Source organism: Allobosea sp. Leaf344, assembly GCF_001426225.1.
Taxonomy (GTDB): domain Bacteria; phylum Pseudomonadota; class Alphaproteobacteria; order Rhizobiales; family Beijerinckiaceae; genus Allobosea.
Genome location: NZ_LMRT01000001.1, coordinates 80,258 through 100,319, shown reverse-complemented (window position 1 = coordinate 100,319; position 20,062 = coordinate 80,258). Strand labels below are relative to the sequence as shown.

Sequence of the window (20,062 nt, the reverse complement as noted above, 5' to 3'; positions counted from 1 at the left end):
GCGCGAGCCGTCCTGGATGGTTTTGCCGAGACGTCCCCTGAGGTTGCCGCGCGCCACTGCGCGTTCGCCTCTTCAAGCTCCGGTTTTAGTCAGCTCATCATGAAATTCACGCTTTCCTGGCTCAAAGAGCATCTCGACACCACCGCTACCGTCGACGCCATCGCCGAGGCGCTGACGCGCGTCGGGCTCGAGGTCGAGGCGGTCGAGAACAAGGCCAAGGCGTTGCAGGCCTTCACCATCGCTTCCGTGATCGAGGCCAGGCAGCACCCGAACGCCGACCGGCTGCGCGTCTGCCTGGTCGATACCGGCGCCGGCGAGCCGGTCCAGGTCGTCTGCGGCGCGCCCAATGCCCGCACCGGGATGAAGAGCGTGTTCTCGCCGCCGGGCACCTATATCCCCGGCAAGGACATCACTTTGGGCAAGGGCGTCATCCGCGGCGTCGAATCGAACGGCATGCTCTGCTCGGCCGCCGAGCTGCAGATTTCCGAGGATCATGACGGCATCATCGACCTGCCGGAGGATGCGCCGGTCGGGCAGCCCTATGCCGCCTATGCCGGGCTCGACGACGCGGTCATCGAGATCGCCGTGACGCCCAACCGCGCGGATGCGCTGGGCGTGGCCGGCGTGGCGCGCGATCTCGCCGCGGCGGGGCTCGGCCGGCTGAAGACCCCGGCCGTGGCGCCGGTCGCCGGCAGCTTCCCGTGCCCGGTCGGCGTCAGCCTCGATTTCGCCGAGCAGGACCGCCATCTCTGCCCGGCCTTCGCGCTGCGGCTGGTGCGCGGCGTCCGCAACGGCCCGTCCCCGGACTGGCTGCAGGCGCGGCTGCGCGCCATCGGCCTGCGCCCGATCAACGCGCTGGTCGACATCACCAATCTCATGACCTTCGACCGCAACCGGCCGCTGCATGTCTTCGATGCCGCCAAGGTCAGGGGCGATCTCGTGGTGCGCCGCGCGCAGCCGGGCGAGGAGATCCTGGCGCTGGACGGCAAGACCTACCGGCTCGGCGAGGAGCAGGTCGTCATCGCCGATGCGCATGGCGTCGAATCCCTGGCCGGCATCATGGGCGGCGAGGCCTCGGGCTGCGACGAGGGCACGGTCGACGTGCTGGTCGAGAGCGCGCTCTGGGACCCGCTGAACATTGCTCGGTCGGGCCGCATGCTGGGCATCAATTCCGATGCGCGCTACCGCTTCGAACGCGGCGTCGATCCCGCTTTCTGCCAGCCGGGGCTCGATCTCGCCACGGCGATGATCCTCGAGCTCTGCGGCGGCGAGGCGTCCGAGATGGTCTTCGCCGGCGCGCTGCCGGCCGCCGCCGAGCCGATCGACTTCCCCTGGTCCGAGGTGAAGCGCCTGACGGGGCTGGAGCTCTCGCAGGCCGAGATGGAGCAGGCGCTGACGGCGCTCGGTTTCACGGTCGCGGGGCAGGGCGAGCGGGTGCGCGTCACCCCTCCCTCCTGGCGCGCCGATGTCGGCGGCAAGGCCGATCTCGTCGAGGAGATCCTGCGGATCGCCGGTCTCGATCGCGTCGCCTCGACCCCGCTGCCGCGCATCAAGGGCGAAGTCATCAAGCCGGTGCTGACCGTGCTGCAGAAGCGTACGCGCCTGGCCAAGCGCCTGCTCGCCAGCCGCGGCATGGTCGAGGCGGTGACCTGGTCCTTCATCGCCCATGAGGCGGCAAAGCTCTTCGGCGGCGGATCCGACGCGCTCGCTCTGGCCAATCCGATCGCCGCCGATCTCTCGGATATGCGCCCCTCGCTGCTGCCCGGGCTGATCGCCGCCGCGCAATCCAACGCCGATCGGGGCCATGGCGACGTCGCCCTGTTCGAGGTCGGCCAGATCTTCACCAGCGACCAGCCGGCAGGCCAGTTGATGGCCGCTACCGGGCTGCGCCGTGGCAGCGCGCGGATCGAAGGCGTCGGCCGCCATTGGGACGGCGCCGCCAAACCGGTCGATGCGCTGGACGCCAAGGCCGATGTGATGGGGCTCCTGGCCGGGCTCGGCGTGCCGGTCGGCGGGCTGCAGATCGTGGCGGGTGGCCCGGCCTGGGCGCATCCCGGCCGCTCGGCCACCCTGCAGTTCGGTCCCAAGGGCGTGGTCGGCGCCTTCGGCGAGGTGCATCCCAAGGTGTTGAAGGCGCTGGATGCGAAGGGGCCGCTGGTCGCCTTCGAGATCCATCTCGATGCGCTGCCGCTGCCAAAAGCGCGGCCGACCAAGGTCAAGCCCAAGCTCGCCCTCTCCGGCTTCCAGCCGGTCACGCGCGATTTCGCCTTCATCGTCGATCGGGCCGTGGCCGCCGGAGAGATGCAGAAGACGGCGCAGAACGCCGATCGCGCCTTGATCTCCGACGTCGCGGTCTTCGACCTCTATGAGGGCCAGGGCGTCGAGCCCGGCCGCAAATCTGTGGCGCTCGCGGTGACGCTGCAGCCGGTGGAGCGGACGCTGACCGAGGCCGAGATCGAGGCCGTGGGCGCAAAAATCATCGTCGAGATGGCCAGGCGCTACGGCGCGGCGCTGCGCGGCTAGCCCGCCCGCGGGCGAATGATCGCGCCCGGCCGGTCCTGACAGGCCGGCCGGGGCGGATCCCACTCCTGGTCGAGGCGTCCCGCTATTGATCAACAATTGTGTAATAATCCGATCGCGCATTCCGGCCGGAGACGGGCTATCGCCAGCTCTTGTAGAAGACTGAAGACACGCGGCTCATGATGCTGACCGACCTGCCCGTCACCGACACGCTGTTTCCCGGCTTTCGCCTGCTCGATGTCGCGACGTCGGGAGCGCGCATCCGGGTGCGGACGGGCGGGCAGGGCCCGGCGCTGCTGCTGCTCCACGGCTACCCGCAGACGCATGCGCTCTGGCACAAGCTCGCCGACCGGCTGAGCCGGCGCTTCACCCTGGTCTGCGCCGATCTGCGCGGCTATGGCGACAGCGAGAAGCCGCCGACCGATGCCGAGCACGCGCCCTATTCCAAGCGCGCCATGGCCCAGGACATGGCCGAAGTGATGACGGCGCTGGGCCATCAGCGCTTCTTCGTCGGCGCCCATGATCGCGGCGCCCGCGTCGGCCATCGCCTGGCGCTCGACCATCCCGGCCGCGTCGCCAGGCTGGCGACGCTCGACATCGCGCCGACCCGCGAAATGTATGCCGGCACCGGCGATGCCTTCGCCCGGGCCTATTGGCACTGGTTCTTCCTGATCCAGCCCGCGCCCTTCCCCGAGCGGATGATCGGCGCCGATCCCGAGGCCTATTGGCGCAAGAAATGCGGCTCCGGCTCGGCCGGCCTCAGCCCCTTCTCGAAGGAGGCGCTGGCCGACTATCTCCGCTGCTTCGCCGATCACGCGACGATCCACGCCAGCTGCGAGGATTATCGCGCCGCCGCCACCATCGACATCCGCCATGACGACGAGGATGGCGGCCGCAAGCTGGAGCAGCCGCTGCTGGCGCTCTGGGGCGAGCATGGCGTGATCGGCCGCTGCTTCGATCCGCTGGCGCTGTGGCGCCTGCGCGCCGACGATGTCAGGGGCCACAGCCTGCCCGGCGGGCATTATCTCGCCGAGGAACTGCCGGATGCCGTCGCCGCCGAATTCCTCGCCTTCTTTGGAAAAGCATCATGACCGGGACCAATCGCGTCTATCGCATCGCCGTCATCGCCGGGGACGGCATCGGCAAGGAGGTGATGCCGGAGGGGCTGCGCGTGCTGGAGGCCGCCGCGAAGCGCTATGGCTTCGAGCTGCGGCTCGACAGCTTCGATTTCTCGTCCTGCGACTATTATGCCAGGCACGGCAAGATGCTGCCCGACGATTGGAAAGCGCAGATCGGCGGGCATGACGCGATCTTCTTCGGCGCCGTCGGCATGCCCGATCAGGTGCCCGACCATATCTCGCTCTGGGGCTCGCTGCTGTTGTTCCGGCGCGAATTCGACCAATACGTCAATCTGCGCCCGGTCCGGCTGATGCCCGGCGTGCCCGGGCCGCTGGTCGGCCGCAAGCCCGGCGATATCGACTTCTTCGTGGTGCGCGAGAATACCGAGGGCGAGTATTCCTCCGTCGGCGGGCGCATGTATGCCGGCACCGAGCGCGAGATCGTGCTGCAGGAGACGGTGATGAGCCGCGTCGGGGTCGATCGCGTGCTGAAATACGCCTTCGAACTCGCCATGCGGCGGCCGCGCCGCAAGCTCACCTCGGCCACCAAGTCGAACGGCATCTCGATCACCATGCCCTATTGGGACGAGCGGGTGACGAAGATGGCCAAGGCCTATCCCGAGGTGACGGTCGACCAGTACCATATCGATATTCTGACGGCGCATTTCGTCCTGAATCCCGATCGTTTCGACGTGGTCGTGGCCTCCAATCTGTTCGGCGACATCCTCTCGGATCTCGGCCCGGCCTGCACCGGCACCATCGGCATCGCGCCCTCCGGGAACATCAATCCGACCCGTGAATTTCCGTCCCTGTTCGAGCCGGTCCATGGCTCGGCGCCGGACATCGCCGGGCAGGGGATCGCCAATCCGATCGGCCAGATCTGGTCCGGCGCGATGATGCTCGATCATCTCGGAGAGCACGAGGCGGCGAAGGGCATCGAGGCCGCGATCGAGCGGGCGCTGGGCGATGCCCGCACCCGCACCCGCGATCTCGGAGGCACGCTGGATACGCAAGCGGCCGGCAAGGCCGTCGAGCAGGCGCTGGGCTGACCCGCGCAGCCCGCCAAAGCCTGCCGGAATCACGTTGTCGGAGCGGTTCAGGGGTTGCCTGGACCGCGCGATAGAGGCACAGGGGGCATCACTTCCCCCCGAACTGAGGGATCGCTGACGAGATGGACTTTTCCTCCTCGCAATTTTGGGTGTCGCTGCTCCAGATCATCTGGATCGACCTCCTGCTGTCGGGCGACAATGCGGTCGTCATCGCGCTCGCCTGCCGCTCGCTGCCGGAGAAGCAGCGCAAGATCGGCATCTGGCTCGGCGCCTCCGCGGCGATCGGCCTGCGCATCATCTTCGCGCTGGTCGTCTCCTATCTGCTGAACGTGCCTTTCCTGAAGGTCGCGGGCGGCATCCTGCTGTTCTGGATCGCCATCAAGCTCGCCATGGGCGAGGAGGAGGCGCATAACGAGATCGAGGCCAGCGACTCCCTGTGGAAGGCGGTCCGCACCATCGCCATCGCCGATGCGGTGATGAGCCTGGACAACGTCATCGCCATCGCCGCCGCCTCGCGCGGACATCCCGAGCTCTTCATCTTCGGCCTGCTGCTGTCGATCCCGCTGATCATCATGGGCGCGCAGTTCCTGACCTCGATCATCGAGCGCTATCCGCTCCTGGTCTGGCTCGGTGCCGCCCTGCTGGGCTGGATCGCGGCCGAGATGATCCTGGGCGACGCCTTCGTCGTGCGCTGGCTGCAGGTCAACATGCCGAGCTGGGTGGTGCCGGTCTCGCCGGATGTGAACCCGCTCGGCCTCACCCCCGCGGCCCTGCCGCATTACGTGACGTCGATCCTCGGCGCGGCCCTGGTCTGCATCATCGCCTATGTGCTGAAGCGCCGGCGCCCCGTCGAGACCGGGCTCTGACGGAGCGGATCATTCCGCGAGACTGATTGCGGCGGCGGCCAGGGTGACCTGGCCGCCGTTGTGCATTGTGCGCAGCCAGCCCCGCGCCGGCGCCGGCCGCGAGGGATCGTCGACGCCGAAACGGGCACCGTCGAGCGTGACGGCGAAACTGTCCGGCGCGCGCCGGAAACCGGTGCCGAGGGCCTTCACATAGGCTTCCTTGGCGGCCCAGAGCCGGGCGAAGGCCAAAGGTCTCGCGGCTTCGGGCAGGGATTCGAGCGAGCGCCGCTCCGCCTCATGCAGCATCGCGAGAGGGAAGGGCGCCTCCGACAGCGCCTCGACATCGACGCCGACCGGACCCCGCGCCAGGGCGACGGCGACGATCCCCGCCCGGGTCGCCAGCGAAACGTGCAATCCGGGGCGGCCCGCGATGAATGGCCGGCCGCCTGGCTCATGCGCGATGGTCACCGGCTCGCCGAGCTGGCGCCCCAGCACCCTCCCGCCCACCATCCGGCGCAGGCGGGAGCGCTCGTCGAGATTGCGCGGCGCCTCCGAGGTCGCCACGAGCCAGGCGGCGGGAAGCGTCTCGGCCAGATCATCGGCGGAAGCGAGCCAGTTCATGAGGGAAGCATAGGCGCGCCGGCCCCGCCGGCCAATCGGGCAGGCGCGACCCGCGTCGGCTTCATGAGCCGGCGTCGCGGGCGAGCGTTGACGCGGCAACAATCAACCGCTTTGACAGGCTGATGTCCGCGCCCCAGACCCCTCCGCAAGCCCCACGCAGCCTTTCCTTGTCCGCCGCCGGGATCTGGCTCGGCATGCGTCGCGTCACCGTGCTGATGCCGGGCGTGGTCGTCTTCGCCGTGGCCTTCGGCGCCGCCGCCTCGGCCAAGGGGCTGTCGCTGCTCGAGGCGCTGCTGATGAGCGGGCTGGTCTATGCCGGCGTGGCGCAGCTCGTCGCGATGGAGGTCTGGCGCCCGGAATGGAGCTGGGGCGCTATTGCCGGGCTCGCGGTGCTGACGGCCACGGTGAATTCGCGGATGGTGCTGCAGGGCGCCTCGCTCCAGCACTGGTTCGGCGCCTATCCCAAGCGCCTCAACGCGCTGCAGCTCTTCTTTTTCACCGATGCCAACTGGATGATCGGCACGCGTTATCACGCCGAGGGCGGGCGCGATCTCGGCGTGCTGATCGGGGCCGGCGTGTTGCTTTGGCTGGTCTGGGTCGCGGCGACGATCCCCGGCTATCTGCTCGGCGCGCTGGTGGCCGATCCCCGCACCTATGGCATCGATCTCGTCATGCCGATCTTTTTCGCGGCGATGATCGTGCCGCTCTGGCGCGGCCGCCGCGCCGCCATACCCTGGGTGGTCGCGGGGCTGACCGCGCTGGTGACCACGAAGCTGGTCGAGGGCTACGCCTTCATCCTGGTCGGGTCGCTGACCGGCGCGATGCTCGGAGCCTTCCTCGATGACCCTGCCTGAGCTCGGGGCCTGGGGCCCCTATATCGCCATCCTCGCCATGGCGCTGGCGACCTATGCCTGCCGCATCTCCGGCGTCGTGCTGATGGGCTTCATCCCGCTGACACCGCGCGTCCGGCGTGGCCTCGCGGCGCTGCCGGGTTCGATCGTCTTCGCCACCGTCATCCCGCTGATCGAGCGGCTGGGCCTGGCCGCGGCCCTCGCGCTGCTGGCCGCGATCGGCAGCATGGTCCTGCGGCGCAGCGAATTGCTGGCGCTGATCGTCGGGATGAGCGTCGTCTCGGCGGCGCGCGCGCTGGGCCTCTGATCCATCACCACGGCCGATTGCATCCATCACATCCCGTCATCGCCTGCCGATGCTCCCGCGGTTGACGCGGGCCATGCCACGGCAGACGGTGGCCGCAGACGATCATTCTCAATCGGAGCGCCGCAATGGCTTGGTATTCGCAGACCTGGACCTGGTTCAATGGCGAGTGGCACGAGGGCAATCCCGGCATCATGGGACCCCGCACCCATGCGAGCTGGCTGTCCTCCTGCGTGTTCGACGGCGCCCGCTATTTCGAGGGCAGGATGCCGGACATGGATAAGCACGCCGCCCGCGTGAACCGTTCCGCCACCGCGCTGGGCCTCAAGCCGACGATGTCGGCGGAGGAGATCGTCGCCAAGGCGCAAGAGGGCGTCGGTAAATTCAGCCCCGGCACCGCGCTCTATGTGAAGCCGATGTACTGGGCCGAGGCCGACGGCCTCTCGACGATCATGGGCGATCCCGAATCGACCCAGTTCTGCCTGTGCCTGTTCGAGGCGCCGATGCCGCAGCCGACTTCGGGCTTCTCGGTGACCAAGGGCGAATTCCGCCGCCCGACCATGGAGACGATGCCGACGGATTCGAAGGCCGGCTGCCTCTACCCCAACAATGCCCGCATCCTGCGCGCCGCCAAGGCGGCCGGTTTCGACAACGCGCTGGTGCTGGACATGCTCGGCAATGTCGCGGAGACGGCGACCTCCAACATCTTCATGGCCAAGGACGGCGTGGTGAAGACGCCGGTGCCGAACGGCACCTTCCTGAACGGGATCACGCGCCAGCGGGTCATCGGGCTGATGCGCGACAGCGGCATCACCGTCGAGGAGACCAGCCTGCGCTACAGCGATTTCGAGCAGGCCGACGAGATCTTCATCTCCGGCAATTACTCGAAGGTCATGCCGGTCTCGCGGATCGACAACATCACGCTGCAGCCCGGCCCGCTCTTCCGCAAGGCGCGGGAGCTCTACATGGATTTCGCCGGCACCAAGGCGGCCTGAGCCTCAGCGCAGCAGCCGCATCAGGCCGCTCGCTTTCAGCAACACGAAGCTCGCCGCGACATAGCTCGTCGCGGCGATCGCACCGACGCCGATCAGCGCCACGAGATTGGGCTCGATCGGCGCCGCCTGCGCCAGGCGCAGCACGGGCTGCGCAGAGAAGCGAGCGGCCAGCCCGGCGAGCAGGGTCGCCAGGCACAGCCATGCCATCAGCGCCACCAGCCCCTTTTCCGGGCGGGCCCAGCTGCGCCTGATGCCCAGCACCGTCAGCGCGACGACGTTCACCCAGGCCCCGGCGGCGGTCGCGAAAGCGAGCCCCGGCGCACCCCAATCGCGCCAGAGCACGAGCTTCAGCGCGATATTGGCGGCGATGGCACAGAGCGAGACCACCATCGGCGTCGTCGTGTCGCCCCGCGCCTGGAAGGTCGAGATCTGGGTGCGGATCAGCACGATGGCCGGCAGGCCGACGGCATAGGCGAAGAGCACCGCACCGGCCGCCTGGCTCGCCGCGGCGTCGAAGCGGCCACGCTCGAACAATCCGGCGACGATCAGCTCCGGGATCGCCAGGAAGATCGAGACGAAGGGGGCCGAGGCGAGCAGGGTCAGCGCCACGGCGCGGTTCTGCGCACGATCCGACGCCGCGACGTCGCCGGCCGCGAGCAGCCGGCTCATCGTCGGCAGCAGCACGGTGCCGACGCCGATCGCGATCACCCCGATCGGCAATTGATAGAGGCGCTCGGCGTAATACAGCGCCGCATAGGCGCCGGCCGGCAGCAGCGAGGCGATGATGGTATCCGCGAACAGCGCGATCTGGACACCGGCCGAGCCGATCACCGCCGGGCCGAAGGCCTTGAGGAAGGTCTTCATCTGCGGATCGAGCCTAGGGCGGGCGAGCGCCGTCGCCACCCCCGCCTGGCGCGCGGCCACGGCCAGCAGCAGCCATTCCAGGAGCCCGGCGATCGCGACGCCCCAGGCCGCCGCATAGGCCGCGTTGGGAAACAGGAAGGCGACGCCGAGCGCCGCGATCAGCGCGATGTTCAGCAGGATCGGCGCGGCGGCGGCGGCCGCGAACCGGTCGACCGCGTTCAGATTGGCGGAAAGCAGCGTCACCTGCGTGACGAACAGCAGATAGGGGAAGGTGATGCGGGTCAGCGAGACCGCGAGCTCGAAGCGCAGCGGATCGTTGCGGAAGCCCGGCGCCAGCAGGCTGACGATCTCGGGCATCAGCGGCAGCGCCAGGCCGAGCAGCACCAGCTGGATCAGGAGGTTCAGCGTGAAGACGCGGTTGGAGAGCAGCGCCGCCGCCTCCTGCCCCGCCCGCTCGCGCGTCTGCAGATAGGTCGGGATATAGGCCTGGTTGAAAGCGCCCTCGCCGAAGATGGCGCGGAAATGATTGGGCAGCCGCAGCGCCACCGAAAACGCGTCCATCAGCGCGCCGGCGCCCAGCACGGCGGCGAGCGCGATGTCGCGCGCGAAGCCGGAGATGCGCGACAGCAGCGTGAAGCCGCTGACGGAGAGGATTTTTCTGAGCATGCGCGCGTCGCTTCGGTCCACCTGTCGCTCAGCCGCATAGCCGCGGCAGCGGCCCGGGTCCAGCGGGCAGCGTGCCGGCGGTCACAGCCCCCGCCAGGCGCGGATCTGGCGGGCGAGCGCGGGATGGGCCCGCATCCAATGGCGCCCGGCATCGTGCAGCTTCGCGCGCGCGACGGCGAGGGCGCCGAGCGACGTGCGCGCCCTCGCCACCATGATGTGCTGGCGGAACCGCCCGCGGAAATGCCGCTTGTACTCGCTGTTGCCGGCGCCGAGATCGACCCCGCCCGTCTCCCGGGCCAGATGCTCGCCGATCGCGGCCAGCACGCCGACCATCCCGGGCGAATAGAGCCTTGCTTCCGGCGCGGTCCGGTCCACCGCCATCAGGCTGCCATGGTAGCGCCCGGCATGGACGAAGCCATGGACCAGCCCGATCGGCCCCTGGGCCGTCGCCACCTGGTGCAGCACGGAATGGCCGCTCGCCACGCCCTGGCCGATCACCTCGCGGTAGAAGTCGCGGGCGGCGGGGTGGGCGAGGGGCGAGGCCGCCCAATCATATCTGTCGCCGGAGCCGGAGCGCCAGGCGAACGCCAGCTCCAGCGCCGCCAGCGCCTCGGCGGGGTCGGTGATCCTGCGGACGGTACCGCCATCGCGGATCAGCCTGCGCGCCTTCCGCTCGCTGTTGCGGATGGTGGCGGAGGAGCCGCTGATCCGGGAACCCGGCGGCAGCTCGAACGTGCCGCACCCCATGGGCCGCGCGCCGGGCAGCAGGGCGAAGGGATTGGCCTCCCCGGCGATCTCGGCCGGCATCCGCTTCAGGATCAGCGCGTCATGCCGCGGCAGCCCCGCCTGCAGCGCCGCGTCGAGCCGCCCGATCGCCTCCGGATCGGCTTCCAGCCCCCGCCTGACCAGCGGGCCGCAGCAATCGACATAGCCGAAATCGGCGAATTCGATGATGCGCGCGCCATACCAGCGCCGCATCACCAGCGCGGCGGCGAGCACCGGCCCGGCCTCGTCGTGAATCTGGATCAGGAAGGCGCTGCGCCCCAGCGCCGGAGCCAGCCTCCGCGCCAGCGGCTCGACGAAGGCCCGCGCCTGATAGGCCGTGCCGGCAGCCTCCGCCTCCAGCGCCGACCAGCCGGACCAGGCACCGGGCCGGTCGAGATCGGCGATCACCTCGAGGTCGAGGCGGCCGCCCAGGCGGTCAGGCACCTTCGGTCCGGTCCTCTCGCGAACGGTGGTGCCAGGGCTCAAGGCTCAGCTCTCCAGAGGCGACAGGGTCCGCGCCGGCGATGCGATGCCCTGCAACCTAAAGGACGAGTGTTGCGGAGAGGATAACGAGACGACGCTACGTCAGATTTGAACCGATGGGCGGCGGCAGCGCCTCGCCGCGCTGCACTTCGACCGCGCCCGCGGGAAGGCCGACGCGCTCGCCGATCAGGTAGAGCGGCCGGCGCTTCACCTCGGCGAAGATCCGCCCGACATATTCGCCGATCAGCCCGAGCGAGATCAGCTGGATGCCCGAGAAGAACATGATCGAGACGATCAGCGAGGGGAAGCCGGGGAGGTCGGTGCCGAAGAACAGGGTGCGCAGCAGGAAGAACACCGCCGTCAGCGTCGCGATGCAGGCGATCACCGCGCCCGTCCAGGTCGCGATCTTCAAGGGCACGGTCGAGAAGGACGACAGCCCGTCGAAGGCGAAGCTGAACAATTTGCCGAAGCGGAACTTGGTCTCGCCGAACTGCCGGTCGGCGACCTCGAAGGTCACGCCGGTCGAGCGGAAGCCGACCCAGGCATAGAGGCCCTTGGAGAAGCGCGCGCGTTCGGGCAGGGCCCGCAGCGCATCCACCACCTTGCGGTCGAGCAGGCGAAAATCGCCGGCGCCTTCCGGCAGCTCCGTCTCGCCGAAGCGCGCGAAGAGCCGGTAGAACGCCTTGGCGAAATTGCGCTTCAGCTTGCCTTCGCCGGCCCGGTCGGAGCGCTGGCCATAGACGTTGAGAAAGCCTTCGCGCCATTTCTCGAGAAACAGCGGGATCGTCTCGGGCGGATGCTGGAGATCGGCGTCCATGATCACGACCGCATCGCCGGCGGCATGATCGAGCCCGGCGGCGATCGCCACCTCCTTGCCGAAATTGCGGCTGAAGGAGATGGCGCTGACGCGGTGATCCGCCGCGTGCAGCAGTTTCAGCACGGCGAGCGAGCCGTCGCGGCTGCCATCGTCGATGGCGATCACCTCCCAGGACCTGACGGCGGGGGTGAGCACGGCGGCCAGCCGCTCGATCAGCAGCGGCAGATTGTCGGCCTCGTTATGGACCGGCACCACGATGGAGAGCTCCGGCCGCTCGCGGCGCGGCGCGGATGGAGGATGAACGATCTGGGCCACCGTCTCGGACACGTCTTCGACCTCTCAAGCGACCGCCGCTCGACCGGTCGCGCCGAGGCAGACCGGAGCTCGGGGCGGCTCGCACACCCATTGGCCGGCACGGGGCCGCGGCCCTTCTTGTCGCAGCCTTGCCGACGCGATGCCAGCCCCCTACAGCCATCAGGGCGGAGCGCCGGCCGGCGGCTCGCTTCGACGCTCTAGGGCCAACGGGATGAACATGGGATGACAGACGCCAAGCCCACCGGCTTTATCCTCTGCGCCGATGATTTCGCGCTGACGGACGGCGTCAGCCGCTCGATCCTCGCGCTGCTGGAGGAGGGCCGGCTGAGCGCCGCCGGCGCCATGACCAACCGCCCGCATTGGCCCCGCCTCGCGCAGTCTTTCGCCGCGCAGGGCGGGAGGGCCGATCTCGGCCTCCACCTCAATCTCACCTGCGCCGCCCCGCTTTCTTCGATGCCGCGCGTCGCGCCGCGCGGCGTCCTGCCCTCTCTGCCGCTTCTGGCCCGCGCCGCGGCCGCGTCGCGCGCCGCGCGCCGCGAGATCGCCGCCGAGATCGCGAGGCAGCTCGATGCGTTCGAGGACGCGGCCGGCCGCGCGCCGGATTTCCTCGACGGGCACCAGCACGCCCATGTCCTGCCGGGCGTCCGCCGCGCAGTGCTCGACGCGCTGCAGCGCCGCTATCCCGCGGGCTCGGTCTATCTTCGCGATCCGGCCGACAGGCTGAGCGCCATAAGGGCCCGCGGCGTCGCCACCGGGAAGGCGATGGTCATCGCCACCCTTTCGCGCGGCCTCGCCCAAGCGGCGCGGCGGCGCGGCATCCCGGTCAATCACGGGTTTTCCGGGGTGGCCTCCTTCGATCCGGCGGCGGATTTCGCTCAGGACCTCGCCCGGTTCCTGATCCGCCCCGGCCCGCTGCACCTGGTCATGTGTCATCCCGGCTTCGTCGATGACGAGTTGCGCGGACTGGACCCGGTGGTCGAAACGCGGCCGCTGGAACATCGGGCGCTCCTGGCCTTCGAGCCGCCGCCCGGCCTGAAGATGCTGCGTTTCGGCGCGCTCGCCGCTGCGAATCGGGCCTAGTCCGAAAGAGATAAAGCGGCGGGGCGAAAGCCATTCTTTACCTTGTCCGTTCAGGGTGACCCGGCGCGCGGCTCCGGCTGTCGGCGGCTGCGCAGTCTTGGGATACCCAACGCATGTACGGCTTCAAGCGTGGTGCAAATGCTGCGTCGACTGCCTCCGATCCGGCGGAGTTTGCCGCGCCTCGGGAGAAGCGCACGCGGTCGCTGAGCAGCCAGATCGTCGCGGCGGCCGTCACCATCGTCGCCGTCGCGGTGGTTTTGGTCGTGATCGGCGTATCCCGCTACAATGACGGCAAGACCCGTGGCGATCTCGAGGAGAAGATCCTCGCTTTGTCGATGATGGTGGTGAACGCCGCGCCGGCGCTGATTCTCTCCCGCGACAACACCACGCTGAGCTACATCCTGGAATCGCTGCGGCGGGACCCGGATTTCGAGGCCGGCGTCGTCGGCGACGACCTCACCATCATCGCCAGCGCCGGGCGCTCCGAGACCGCGCGGCTCTCGATGACCCAGCGCAGCCTCACCGAAGCTTTCGGCCGCGAGCCCTGGCTGATCCTGGCGAGCCAGCCCTCGGCCCGCGTCGAGACGGACACCTCCATCACGGTGCTGCATTCGGTCGGCATCGGCACCAGCCAGAAGCGCATCGGCTTCGTCGCCATCCGCTTCGACAAATCCCGCCTGATCGAGCGCAGCAATTGGGAGAAGCTGGTCACCGGCGGCCTCGGCCTGGCGCTGCTCGTCGTGCTCGGGCCGCTGCTCTGGATCACGCTGTCGCGCACCATGCGCCCGCTCAAGAACATGACCACGGCGATCGTCGGGATCTCCGATGGGCGGCTCGACACCCCCATCGACGTCGTCGGTCGCGGTGACGAGATCGGCGCCATCGCTCACGCGCTCGGCATCCTGAAGGTGCGGCTGGCCGAACGGGCGACGCTGCAGGACAAGCAGCAGGTCTCCGAGGAGGAGCGCCGGCTGAAGCAGCAGCGCGTCGACGAGGCGATCAGCGTCTTCCGGGCCGAGGTCGGCGCCGCGCTGGAGACCTTCAAGACGAATGCCGACAGCATGAGCGAGGCCTCGGACGGGCTCGCCCGGGTCGCCGCTGAATCCTCCGGCCGGGCCGCCCGCGCCGCCCAGAACGCACATGGCGCCTCCGGCAACGTCGAGAACGCCGCCCAGGCCGCGGAGGAGATGGGAGCCGCGATCCGCGAGGTCGAGTTCCAGGTCCGCCGCGTCCGCTCGGAGATCGTCGAGGCCGCGTCGGTCTCCCGCGACACGGCCAATTCGGTGAAGGCGCTGGACGAGACGGCCCGCGCCATCGGCGAGGTCGTGAACCTGATCCGCGACATCGCCGCCCAGACCAATCTGCTGGCGCTGAACGCCACCATCGAGGCGGCCCGCGCCGGCGAGGCCGGCCGCGGCTTCGCCGTCGTCGCCTCGGAGGTGAAGAGCCTGGCCTCGCAGACCGCCGACGCCACGGACCGCATCGTCGCGCAGGTCGGCGCCATCCAGGGCGCGACCGGCCAGGTCGTCGGCGCCATCCAGAACATCGCCGAGCGCATGGGCGCGATCGAGAGCTTCGCCAATTCCGTCGCCACCTCGATCGAGCAGCAGGCGATCGCCACCGGCGAGATCGCCAGCGGCGTCGCCATGGCGAGCTCCTCCTCGCTCTCGGTGTCGAGCGACCTCAGCGTCCTCGCCGACAGCGTCGAGGAGACCGGCCGCTCCGCCGAGCAGGTGCGGGGCGCCGCCGGCGAAGTCGCCGCCCAGGCGCTGCGCCTGCGCAAGACGGTGGACCAGTTCCTGCGCAACGTCGCGGCCTGAGGTCGGGCCGGGGCGCCCGGATCCGAGCATCGACCCGAAACGAAAAAAGCGGAGCCGCGAGGCTCCGCTTTCGCATGTCGGACGGCTGCCGGCTCAGGCCTTGGCGCCCTCATACAGCTCCGCCACATAGTCCCAGTTCACCAGGCTATCGAGGAAGGCCTTGAGATAGTCCGGGCGACGGTTGCGATAGTCGATATAGTAGGAATGCTCCCAGACGTCGCAGCCGAGCAGCGGCGTCGCGCCATTGACCAGCGGGCTCTCGCCATTCGGGGTCTTGCTGACGGCGAGCTTGCCGCCCTTCATCTCGAGCCAGCACCAGCCCGAGCCGAACTGCCCGACGCCGGCGGCGACGAAGTCTTCCTTGAACTTGTCGACCGAGCCGAAGGAGTCGACGATCGCCTTTTCCAGCGAGCCGGGGATGCTGCCGCCGCCATTCGGCTTCATCCACTTCCAGAAATGCAGATGGTTGTAGTGTTGGCCGGCATTGTTGAAGACGGCGGGGTTCTTGCCATGCGAGGCCTTGACGATCTCCTCGAGCGACTTGCCCTCGAATTCCGTGCCCTTGATCGCGTTGTTGCCATTGTTGACATAGGCGAGATGATGCTTGTCGTGATGGTACTCCAGCGTCTCCTTCGACATGAAGGGCTGCAGGGCATCATGGGCATAAGGAAGATCGGGAAGCGTGAAGGTCATCGGGGCCTCTCCTATGGCAAAAATATAAGGGCTCGGGAATGGTCAGCCGAAGGACGGCCCGGGTCGGGCCGGGCGAGCCCGGCCCTCCATTCGCCCTGCTAGTTAAGCCTCCGCCCGGCCAGCGGCAACCGCCCTGCGTGCGATTGCGGCGCGCGTCGGCCGCCTGCCGGGGCATGGCCGACCTTGGCGTGATGCGGCATGGCGGGTGGCTTCGCCGCATGGCGGCCGCTTTTCCCGCGCAGGAGGCGCTCCAAGGGAAACAGAAAAAATGAAACTGTCTCTTATTCAATACGTTACAGGATAACGTCCGGTAAGGCTTCGACCTTTGCGAATTTTCCTTCGCTCGACCGGTGGCTGGGATAGGACAAACATTGATTACGCTCTTCATCATTATTGGGCTCGCGCTGCTCGGCGGCGGTTTGGCGACGATCGTCGACGGGCTTCCCTATCTCGTCCTGGAGCGCGGCTTCACGCAGGTGCTGGGCGGGGTCACGGCCGCGACGGGAGGGCTCGTCATTCTCGGTCTCGCCTGGGTGCTGATCGAGATCAGGCGGCTCAAGACGGCGCTGCGGACGGGCGCTCCCGTGCCTGCCGAGGCGACCCGGCCGCTGCCGGAGCCGGTCTTGACCGAGGTCGCGCCGGAATCGGCTCCGCTCGGCGAGCGGGCCGAGCCCGATTTCGGCCGGCCGGGTTCGGGTGCGGCGGGGCTGTTTCCTCTGGGTCCGCTCGGCGCGGGCGCAGGGGCAGGGGCCGCCCTCGGTGCCGGTGTCGCAGCCATGGCCGGGACGGCGAGCCCGCCGCCCGACGCCACGAAGCATGACAGCGAGCCGGCCCGTCCGGAGCCCGAAGTCAGCCTGCCGCCCGAGCCGGAGAGCCTGGTGAGCGCGCCGATGGAGCCGCTCCCGCTCCAGCATGACGAGAACCGGGACGCGCCGGATCTGACGCCGGAGCCCGAGCCGAGCCCCCAGCCCGAGCCGAGCCTGGACGAGCCCGAGCCGAGCCCCGAGCGCGAAGCGGAAACCGAGCGCGAACCGGAAACCGAACGCGAGCCGGAGATGGAGCCGGACCACTTCGCGCCGGCGGATGGCTGGGCCCCCGCCTCCTGGCCCGAGGCGGCGGCGCCGTCGCGTGCGTCGGATCCTTTCGCCGAGGCGATCGCGGCCGCAATGCGCCCGCATGAGGACGAGCTGCCGCAACCGTCGGAAGAGGCCGTGGACAGGGCTGAAGGTAGCGAAGACCGGCCGCCGGACCCGCAAGATTTCGACGGGCTCGATCTGCTGCGGAAGAGCTTTGCCGATCCGATGCCCGCCGCGGCGACCACAGGCCACGATGCCGGGCCGGAGCCGGAGCCTGGCGAGGAGGCCGAGCCGGAGCCGGAGCCCGCGGATGCCTGGATGCTGGCCGTCAGGCGCGACGAGAGCTGGCTGACCTCGCTGCCATCGGTGCGGGAGGAGCCCGCGCCGCCGGCCTCCGAGCAGGTCACCATCGCCCCGAGCCGCGATCACGCGCCCCCCGTTGCGCCGGAGCCCGCTCCGGAGCCGGAGCCGGAGCCGGTGGCGGAGGAGGCGCCGGAACCCGTGGCGGAGCCCGCGGCGACGGCGGACGAGCAGCCGGGTCGCGACGACGCGCCGGCCAGCTCCGATGAGGGCGTGATCGGCGCCTATCAGGTCGGCGACGCCCATTTCACCATCTATTCCGACGGCTCGATCCGGGCCCGCACCCCCGATGGCGACTATGATTTCGCCTCGATGGACGAGCTCAAGGCCTATCTGGCGAGCGAGAAGAGCCGGCTCGGCCTGTGATCAGGCCGATCGGCCCGGTGGGTGTAGTGTGGCCTCGGGCCAGGCTTCGCCCACCGCGCGGATCGCGAAGGCATAGGACAGCGCGGTCTCCTTCAGCGAATCGAAGCGCCCGGCAGAGCCGCCATGGCCCGCCTCCATATTGGTGTGGAGCATGATCGGCCCGCCGCCCGTCATGGTCGCCCGCAGCCGCGCGACCCATTTCGCCGGCTCCCAATAGGTCACGCGCGGATCGGTGAGCCCGGCCAGCGCCAGGATCGGCGGATAGGCCTGCGGGCTGACATTGTCATAGGGCGAATAGCTGCGGATCGTCGCGAAGGCGCCGGGATCGCGGATCGGATCGCCCCATTCCGGCCATTCCGGCGGGGTCAGCGGCAGGGTGTCGTCGAGGATCGTGTTCAGCACGTCGACGAAGGGCACATCGGCGACGATGCCCGCGAATAGCTGCGGCGCCATGTTGGCGACAGCGCCCATCAGCATGCCGCCGGCACTGCCGCCATGCGCCACGATCCGCCCGGCCGCGCAGAAGCGCCGCGCCACCAGCTCCCCCGCCGCGGCGATGAAATCCGTGAAGCTGTTGGTCTTCTTGTCCTTCTTGCCGTCGAGATACCAGCGCCAGCCCTTGTCCGTGCCGCCCCTGACATGGGCGATGGCATAGACGAAGCCGCGATCGACCAGGCTCAGCGGCCTTATGCGGAAGGAGGCCGACATCGCCGAGCCATAGGCGCCATAGCCGTAGAGCAGGCAGGGCGCGCTGCCGTCGAGCGGCGTATCGGCCCTGTGCAGCAGCGAAACCGGCACCTGCTGGCCATCCGGCGCGGTCGCGAAGATGCGGCGCACGCGATAGGCCGCGGTATCATGGCCGGACGGCACCTCCTGGCGCTTGAGCAGCACGCGCTCGCCCGTCGCCATGTCGTAATCAAATGTCTCGGCCGGGCGGGCCATCGAGGCGTAGATGAAGCGCAGCGTCTGCGTCTCGAATTCATAGCCCGCGTCCAGCCCCAGCCCATAGGCCTCCTCGTCGAAGGCGATGCTGCGCTCCTCGCCGCTCGCGAGGTCGTGGATGACGATGCGCGGCAGCCCATCCTCGCGTTCGAGCCGGATCAGCCGCCCCTGCAGGCAGAGATGGCTCAGGATCAACCGGCCGCCGCGATGCGGCACGAGATCGATCCATTGCGCCGGGGCGGGGTTGTCGAGGGGCGCGCGGACGATCTTGAAGTCCTCGGCCTCGTCGGCATTGGTCAGGATGATGAGCTCGTCGCCGTGATGCTCAACCCGGTATTGCCGCCCGACCTGCCGCGGTGCGACGAGGCGTGGCTCGGTCTCCGCCGCGGCGAGATCGAGCAGGCGGATCTCGGAGGTCTCGTGATCGCCGATCGAGATCAGCAGGAACCGCCCGGACTGGGTCTGGTCGATATCGACGAACATCCCTGCATCGGCCTCCTCATGCAGCAGCACATCCTCCGTCTGGCTGGTGCCGAGCCTGTGCAGATAGACGCAGGACGGCCGATGGTCGGCATCGAGCCTGACATAGGCGAAGGCGCGGCTGTCGCGGGCCCAGACGATCTCGCCCGTGCTGTCCTCGACCCGGTCGTCGAGATCCTGGCCCGTCGCCAGGTTGCGCACCCGGATGCCGTGTAGCTCCGAGCCCGCCTCGTCGCTGCTCCAGGCGAGCAGCGTATGGTCGGGGCTGTGCTCGGCATCGCCGAGGTCGAAATAATCCTTGCCCTTCGACAGGGCATCGGCGTCCAGCAGCACCTGTTCGCCGGCCCGACCGCTGCGGCCGGGCTGCGCGTCGCGCGGCCTCCGGCAGACCAGCGGATGCTCGCCGCCCTTGCGGTAGCGCGTATAGTAGAGGAACGGCCCGTCCGGCTCGGGGACGCTGCTGTCGTCCTCCTTGATCCTGCCGCGCATCTCCTTGATCAGATCGCGTTGCAGCTCGCGCGTCGGCTCCATCAACTTGCGGCAATAGCTGTTCTCGGCGCGCAGATGCCGGGCGATCGCCGGCGGCAGCGTATCGGGATCGCGGAGAACCTCCTTCCAGTTCTCCGCCCGCAGCCAGGCATAATCATCTCTCAGCACAGCGCCGTGCACGATACGCTCAACCGGTCGCGCCGGCGGTTTTGGAGCCTTGGGGCGCACGTTTTCGGATGAAACTGCAGCGGACTCGGTTGTCATAGTGTTGGATCGCACTTCAGGTTGAGCGGCAGAGAAGGAGATTGGTCGGCGGATGATCGAGGGGTAATACAACCAATGCGCGTTAGGTTTACCGCATGGACAGGATAATGGGCAGTGAGAACTTACGGTGATGAATTAACGTGCCTGCAAAATGGCTGCGAGCTGTGGATATTCTCTTGCGGCTCTCATAAGCTTCGCCTACATCCAATAATGATCAGCCTGTTAAAGATGATTCTCCTGCGTATCGGCTCTCGACCGGCCCCTGCTCATGGAAATCCT

General features: G+C 68.9%; 16 protein-coding genes. 10 read left to right on the top strand and 6 right to left on the bottom strand.

What is annotated here, in order from left to right:
• Positions 1-99: 99 nt before the first annotated feature.
• The 4 genes from pheT (at position 100) to ASG72_RS00430 (ending at position 5,553) form a co-directional block, all read left to right on the top strand.
• On the top strand, positions 100-2,523 hold the full coding sequence (gene pheT, locus ASG72_RS00445) for a phenylalanine--tRNA ligase subunit beta (RefSeq protein ID WP_056707435.1): 2,424 nt from the start codon (positions 100-102) through the stop codon (positions 2,521-2,523).
• A gap of 176 nt (positions 2,524-2,699) precedes the next feature.
• Entirely contained in the window at positions 2,700-3,611 is a 912-nt protein-coding gene (locus ASG72_RS00440; protein ID WP_244488646.1) for an alpha/beta hydrolase, read from the top strand.
• Positions 3,608-4,687, top strand: coding sequence for a tartrate dehydrogenase (locus ASG72_RS00435; protein WP_056707432.1), 1,080 nt, complete (start codon positions 3,608-3,610; stop codon positions 4,685-4,687). The genes ASG72_RS00440 and ASG72_RS00435 overlap by 4 nt, the downstream gene beginning before the upstream one ends.
• Before the next feature lie 122 nt (positions 4,688-4,809).
• Positions 4,810-5,553 (top strand): TerC family protein, encoded by a 744-nt coding sequence (locus ASG72_RS00430; RefSeq protein ID WP_056707429.1) that lies wholly within the window; start codon positions 4,810-4,812, stop codon positions 5,551-5,553.
• A 9-nt stretch (positions 5,554-5,562) separates the two neighbouring features.
• Here ASG72_RS00430 and ASG72_RS00425 read toward each other — a convergent pair whose 3' ends face one another.
• Positions 5,563-6,153 (bottom strand): 4'-phosphopantetheinyl transferase superfamily protein, encoded by a 591-nt coding sequence (locus ASG72_RS00425; RefSeq protein WP_056707426.1) that lies wholly within the window; start codon positions 6,151-6,153, stop codon positions 5,563-5,565.
• Positions 6,154-6,347: 194 nt separating this feature from the next.
• Here ASG72_RS00425 and ASG72_RS00420 point away from each other — a divergent pair, with 194 nt between their 5' ends.
• The 3 genes from ASG72_RS00420 (at position 6,348) to ASG72_RS00410 (ending at position 8,303) form a co-directional block, all read left to right on the top strand.
• Complete coding sequence (locus ASG72_RS00420; protein ID WP_244488645.1) at positions 6,348-7,007, top strand: AzlC family ABC transporter permease; 660 nt, start codon at positions 6,348-6,350, stop codon at positions 7,005-7,007.
• The gene (locus tag ASG72_RS00415) at positions 6,994-7,311 is read left to right on the top strand and encodes an AzlD domain-containing protein (RefSeq protein ID WP_162246172.1); all 318 of its coding nucleotides are present in this window, start codon (positions 6,994-6,996) and stop codon (positions 7,309-7,311) included. Before ASG72_RS00420 ends, ASG72_RS00415 begins: the two co-directional genes overlap by 14 nt.
• A 125-nt stretch (positions 7,312-7,436) precedes the next feature.
• Positions 7,437-8,303 (top strand): branched-chain amino acid aminotransferase, encoded by an 867-nt coding sequence (locus ASG72_RS00410; protein ID WP_056707421.1) that lies wholly within the window; start codon positions 7,437-7,439, stop codon positions 8,301-8,303.
• A 3-nt stretch (positions 8,304-8,306) separates the two neighbouring features.
• On the opposite strand, the gene murJ is transcribed toward ASG72_RS00410, so the two are convergent.
• The 3 genes from murJ to ASG72_RS00395 form a co-directional block, all read right to left on the bottom strand.
• Positions 8,307-9,833, bottom strand: coding sequence for a murein biosynthesis integral membrane protein MurJ (gene murJ, locus ASG72_RS00405; protein ID WP_056707418.1), 1,527 nt, complete (start codon positions 9,831-9,833; stop codon positions 8,307-8,309).
• An 81-nt stretch (positions 9,834-9,914) separates the two neighbouring features.
• Complete coding sequence (locus ASG72_RS00400; RefSeq protein WP_056707416.1) at positions 9,915-11,042, bottom strand: GNAT family N-acetyltransferase; 1,128 nt, start codon at positions 11,040-11,042, stop codon at positions 9,915-9,917.
• 136 nt (positions 11,043-11,178) lie between these two features.
• Positions 11,179-12,225, bottom strand: coding sequence for a glycosyltransferase family 2 protein (locus ASG72_RS00395; protein WP_244488644.1), 1,047 nt, complete (start codon positions 12,223-12,225; stop codon positions 11,179-11,181).
• Positions 12,226-12,435: 210 nt separating this feature from the next.
• Between ASG72_RS00395 and ASG72_RS00390 the strand changes: the two genes are divergently transcribed.
• Positions 12,436-13,293, top strand: coding sequence for a ChbG/HpnK family deacetylase (locus tag ASG72_RS00390; protein WP_056707410.1), 858 nt, complete (start codon positions 12,436-12,438; stop codon positions 13,291-13,293).
• A 113-nt stretch (positions 13,294-13,406) separates the two neighbouring features.
• Entirely contained in the window at positions 13,407-15,113 is a 1,707-nt protein-coding gene (locus ASG72_RS00385; protein ID WP_056707408.1) for a HAMP domain-containing methyl-accepting chemotaxis protein, read from the top strand.
• Positions 15,114-15,206: 93 nt separating this feature from the next.
• On the opposite strand, the gene ASG72_RS00380 is transcribed toward ASG72_RS00385, so the two are convergent.
• On the bottom strand, positions 15,207-15,806 hold the full coding sequence (locus tag ASG72_RS00380; protein ID WP_056707406.1) for a superoxide dismutase: 600 nt from the start codon (positions 15,804-15,806) through the stop codon (positions 15,207-15,209).
• A gap of 371 nt (positions 15,807-16,177) precedes the next feature.
• Here ASG72_RS00380 and ASG72_RS00375 point away from each other — a divergent pair, with 371 nt between their 5' ends.
• A complete protein-coding gene (locus tag ASG72_RS00375) occupies positions 16,178-17,608 on the top strand; it encodes a hypothetical protein (RefSeq protein ID WP_056707404.1) in 1,431 nt (476 codons plus the stop codon).
• On the opposite strand, the gene ASG72_RS00370 is transcribed toward ASG72_RS00375, so the two are convergent.
• Positions 17,609-19,783, bottom strand: a complete 2,175-nt coding sequence (locus ASG72_RS00370) for a S9 family peptidase (RefSeq protein ID WP_082539966.1) — start codon at positions 19,781-19,783, stop codon at positions 17,609-17,611.
• Positions 19,784-20,062: the final 279 nt, after the last annotated feature.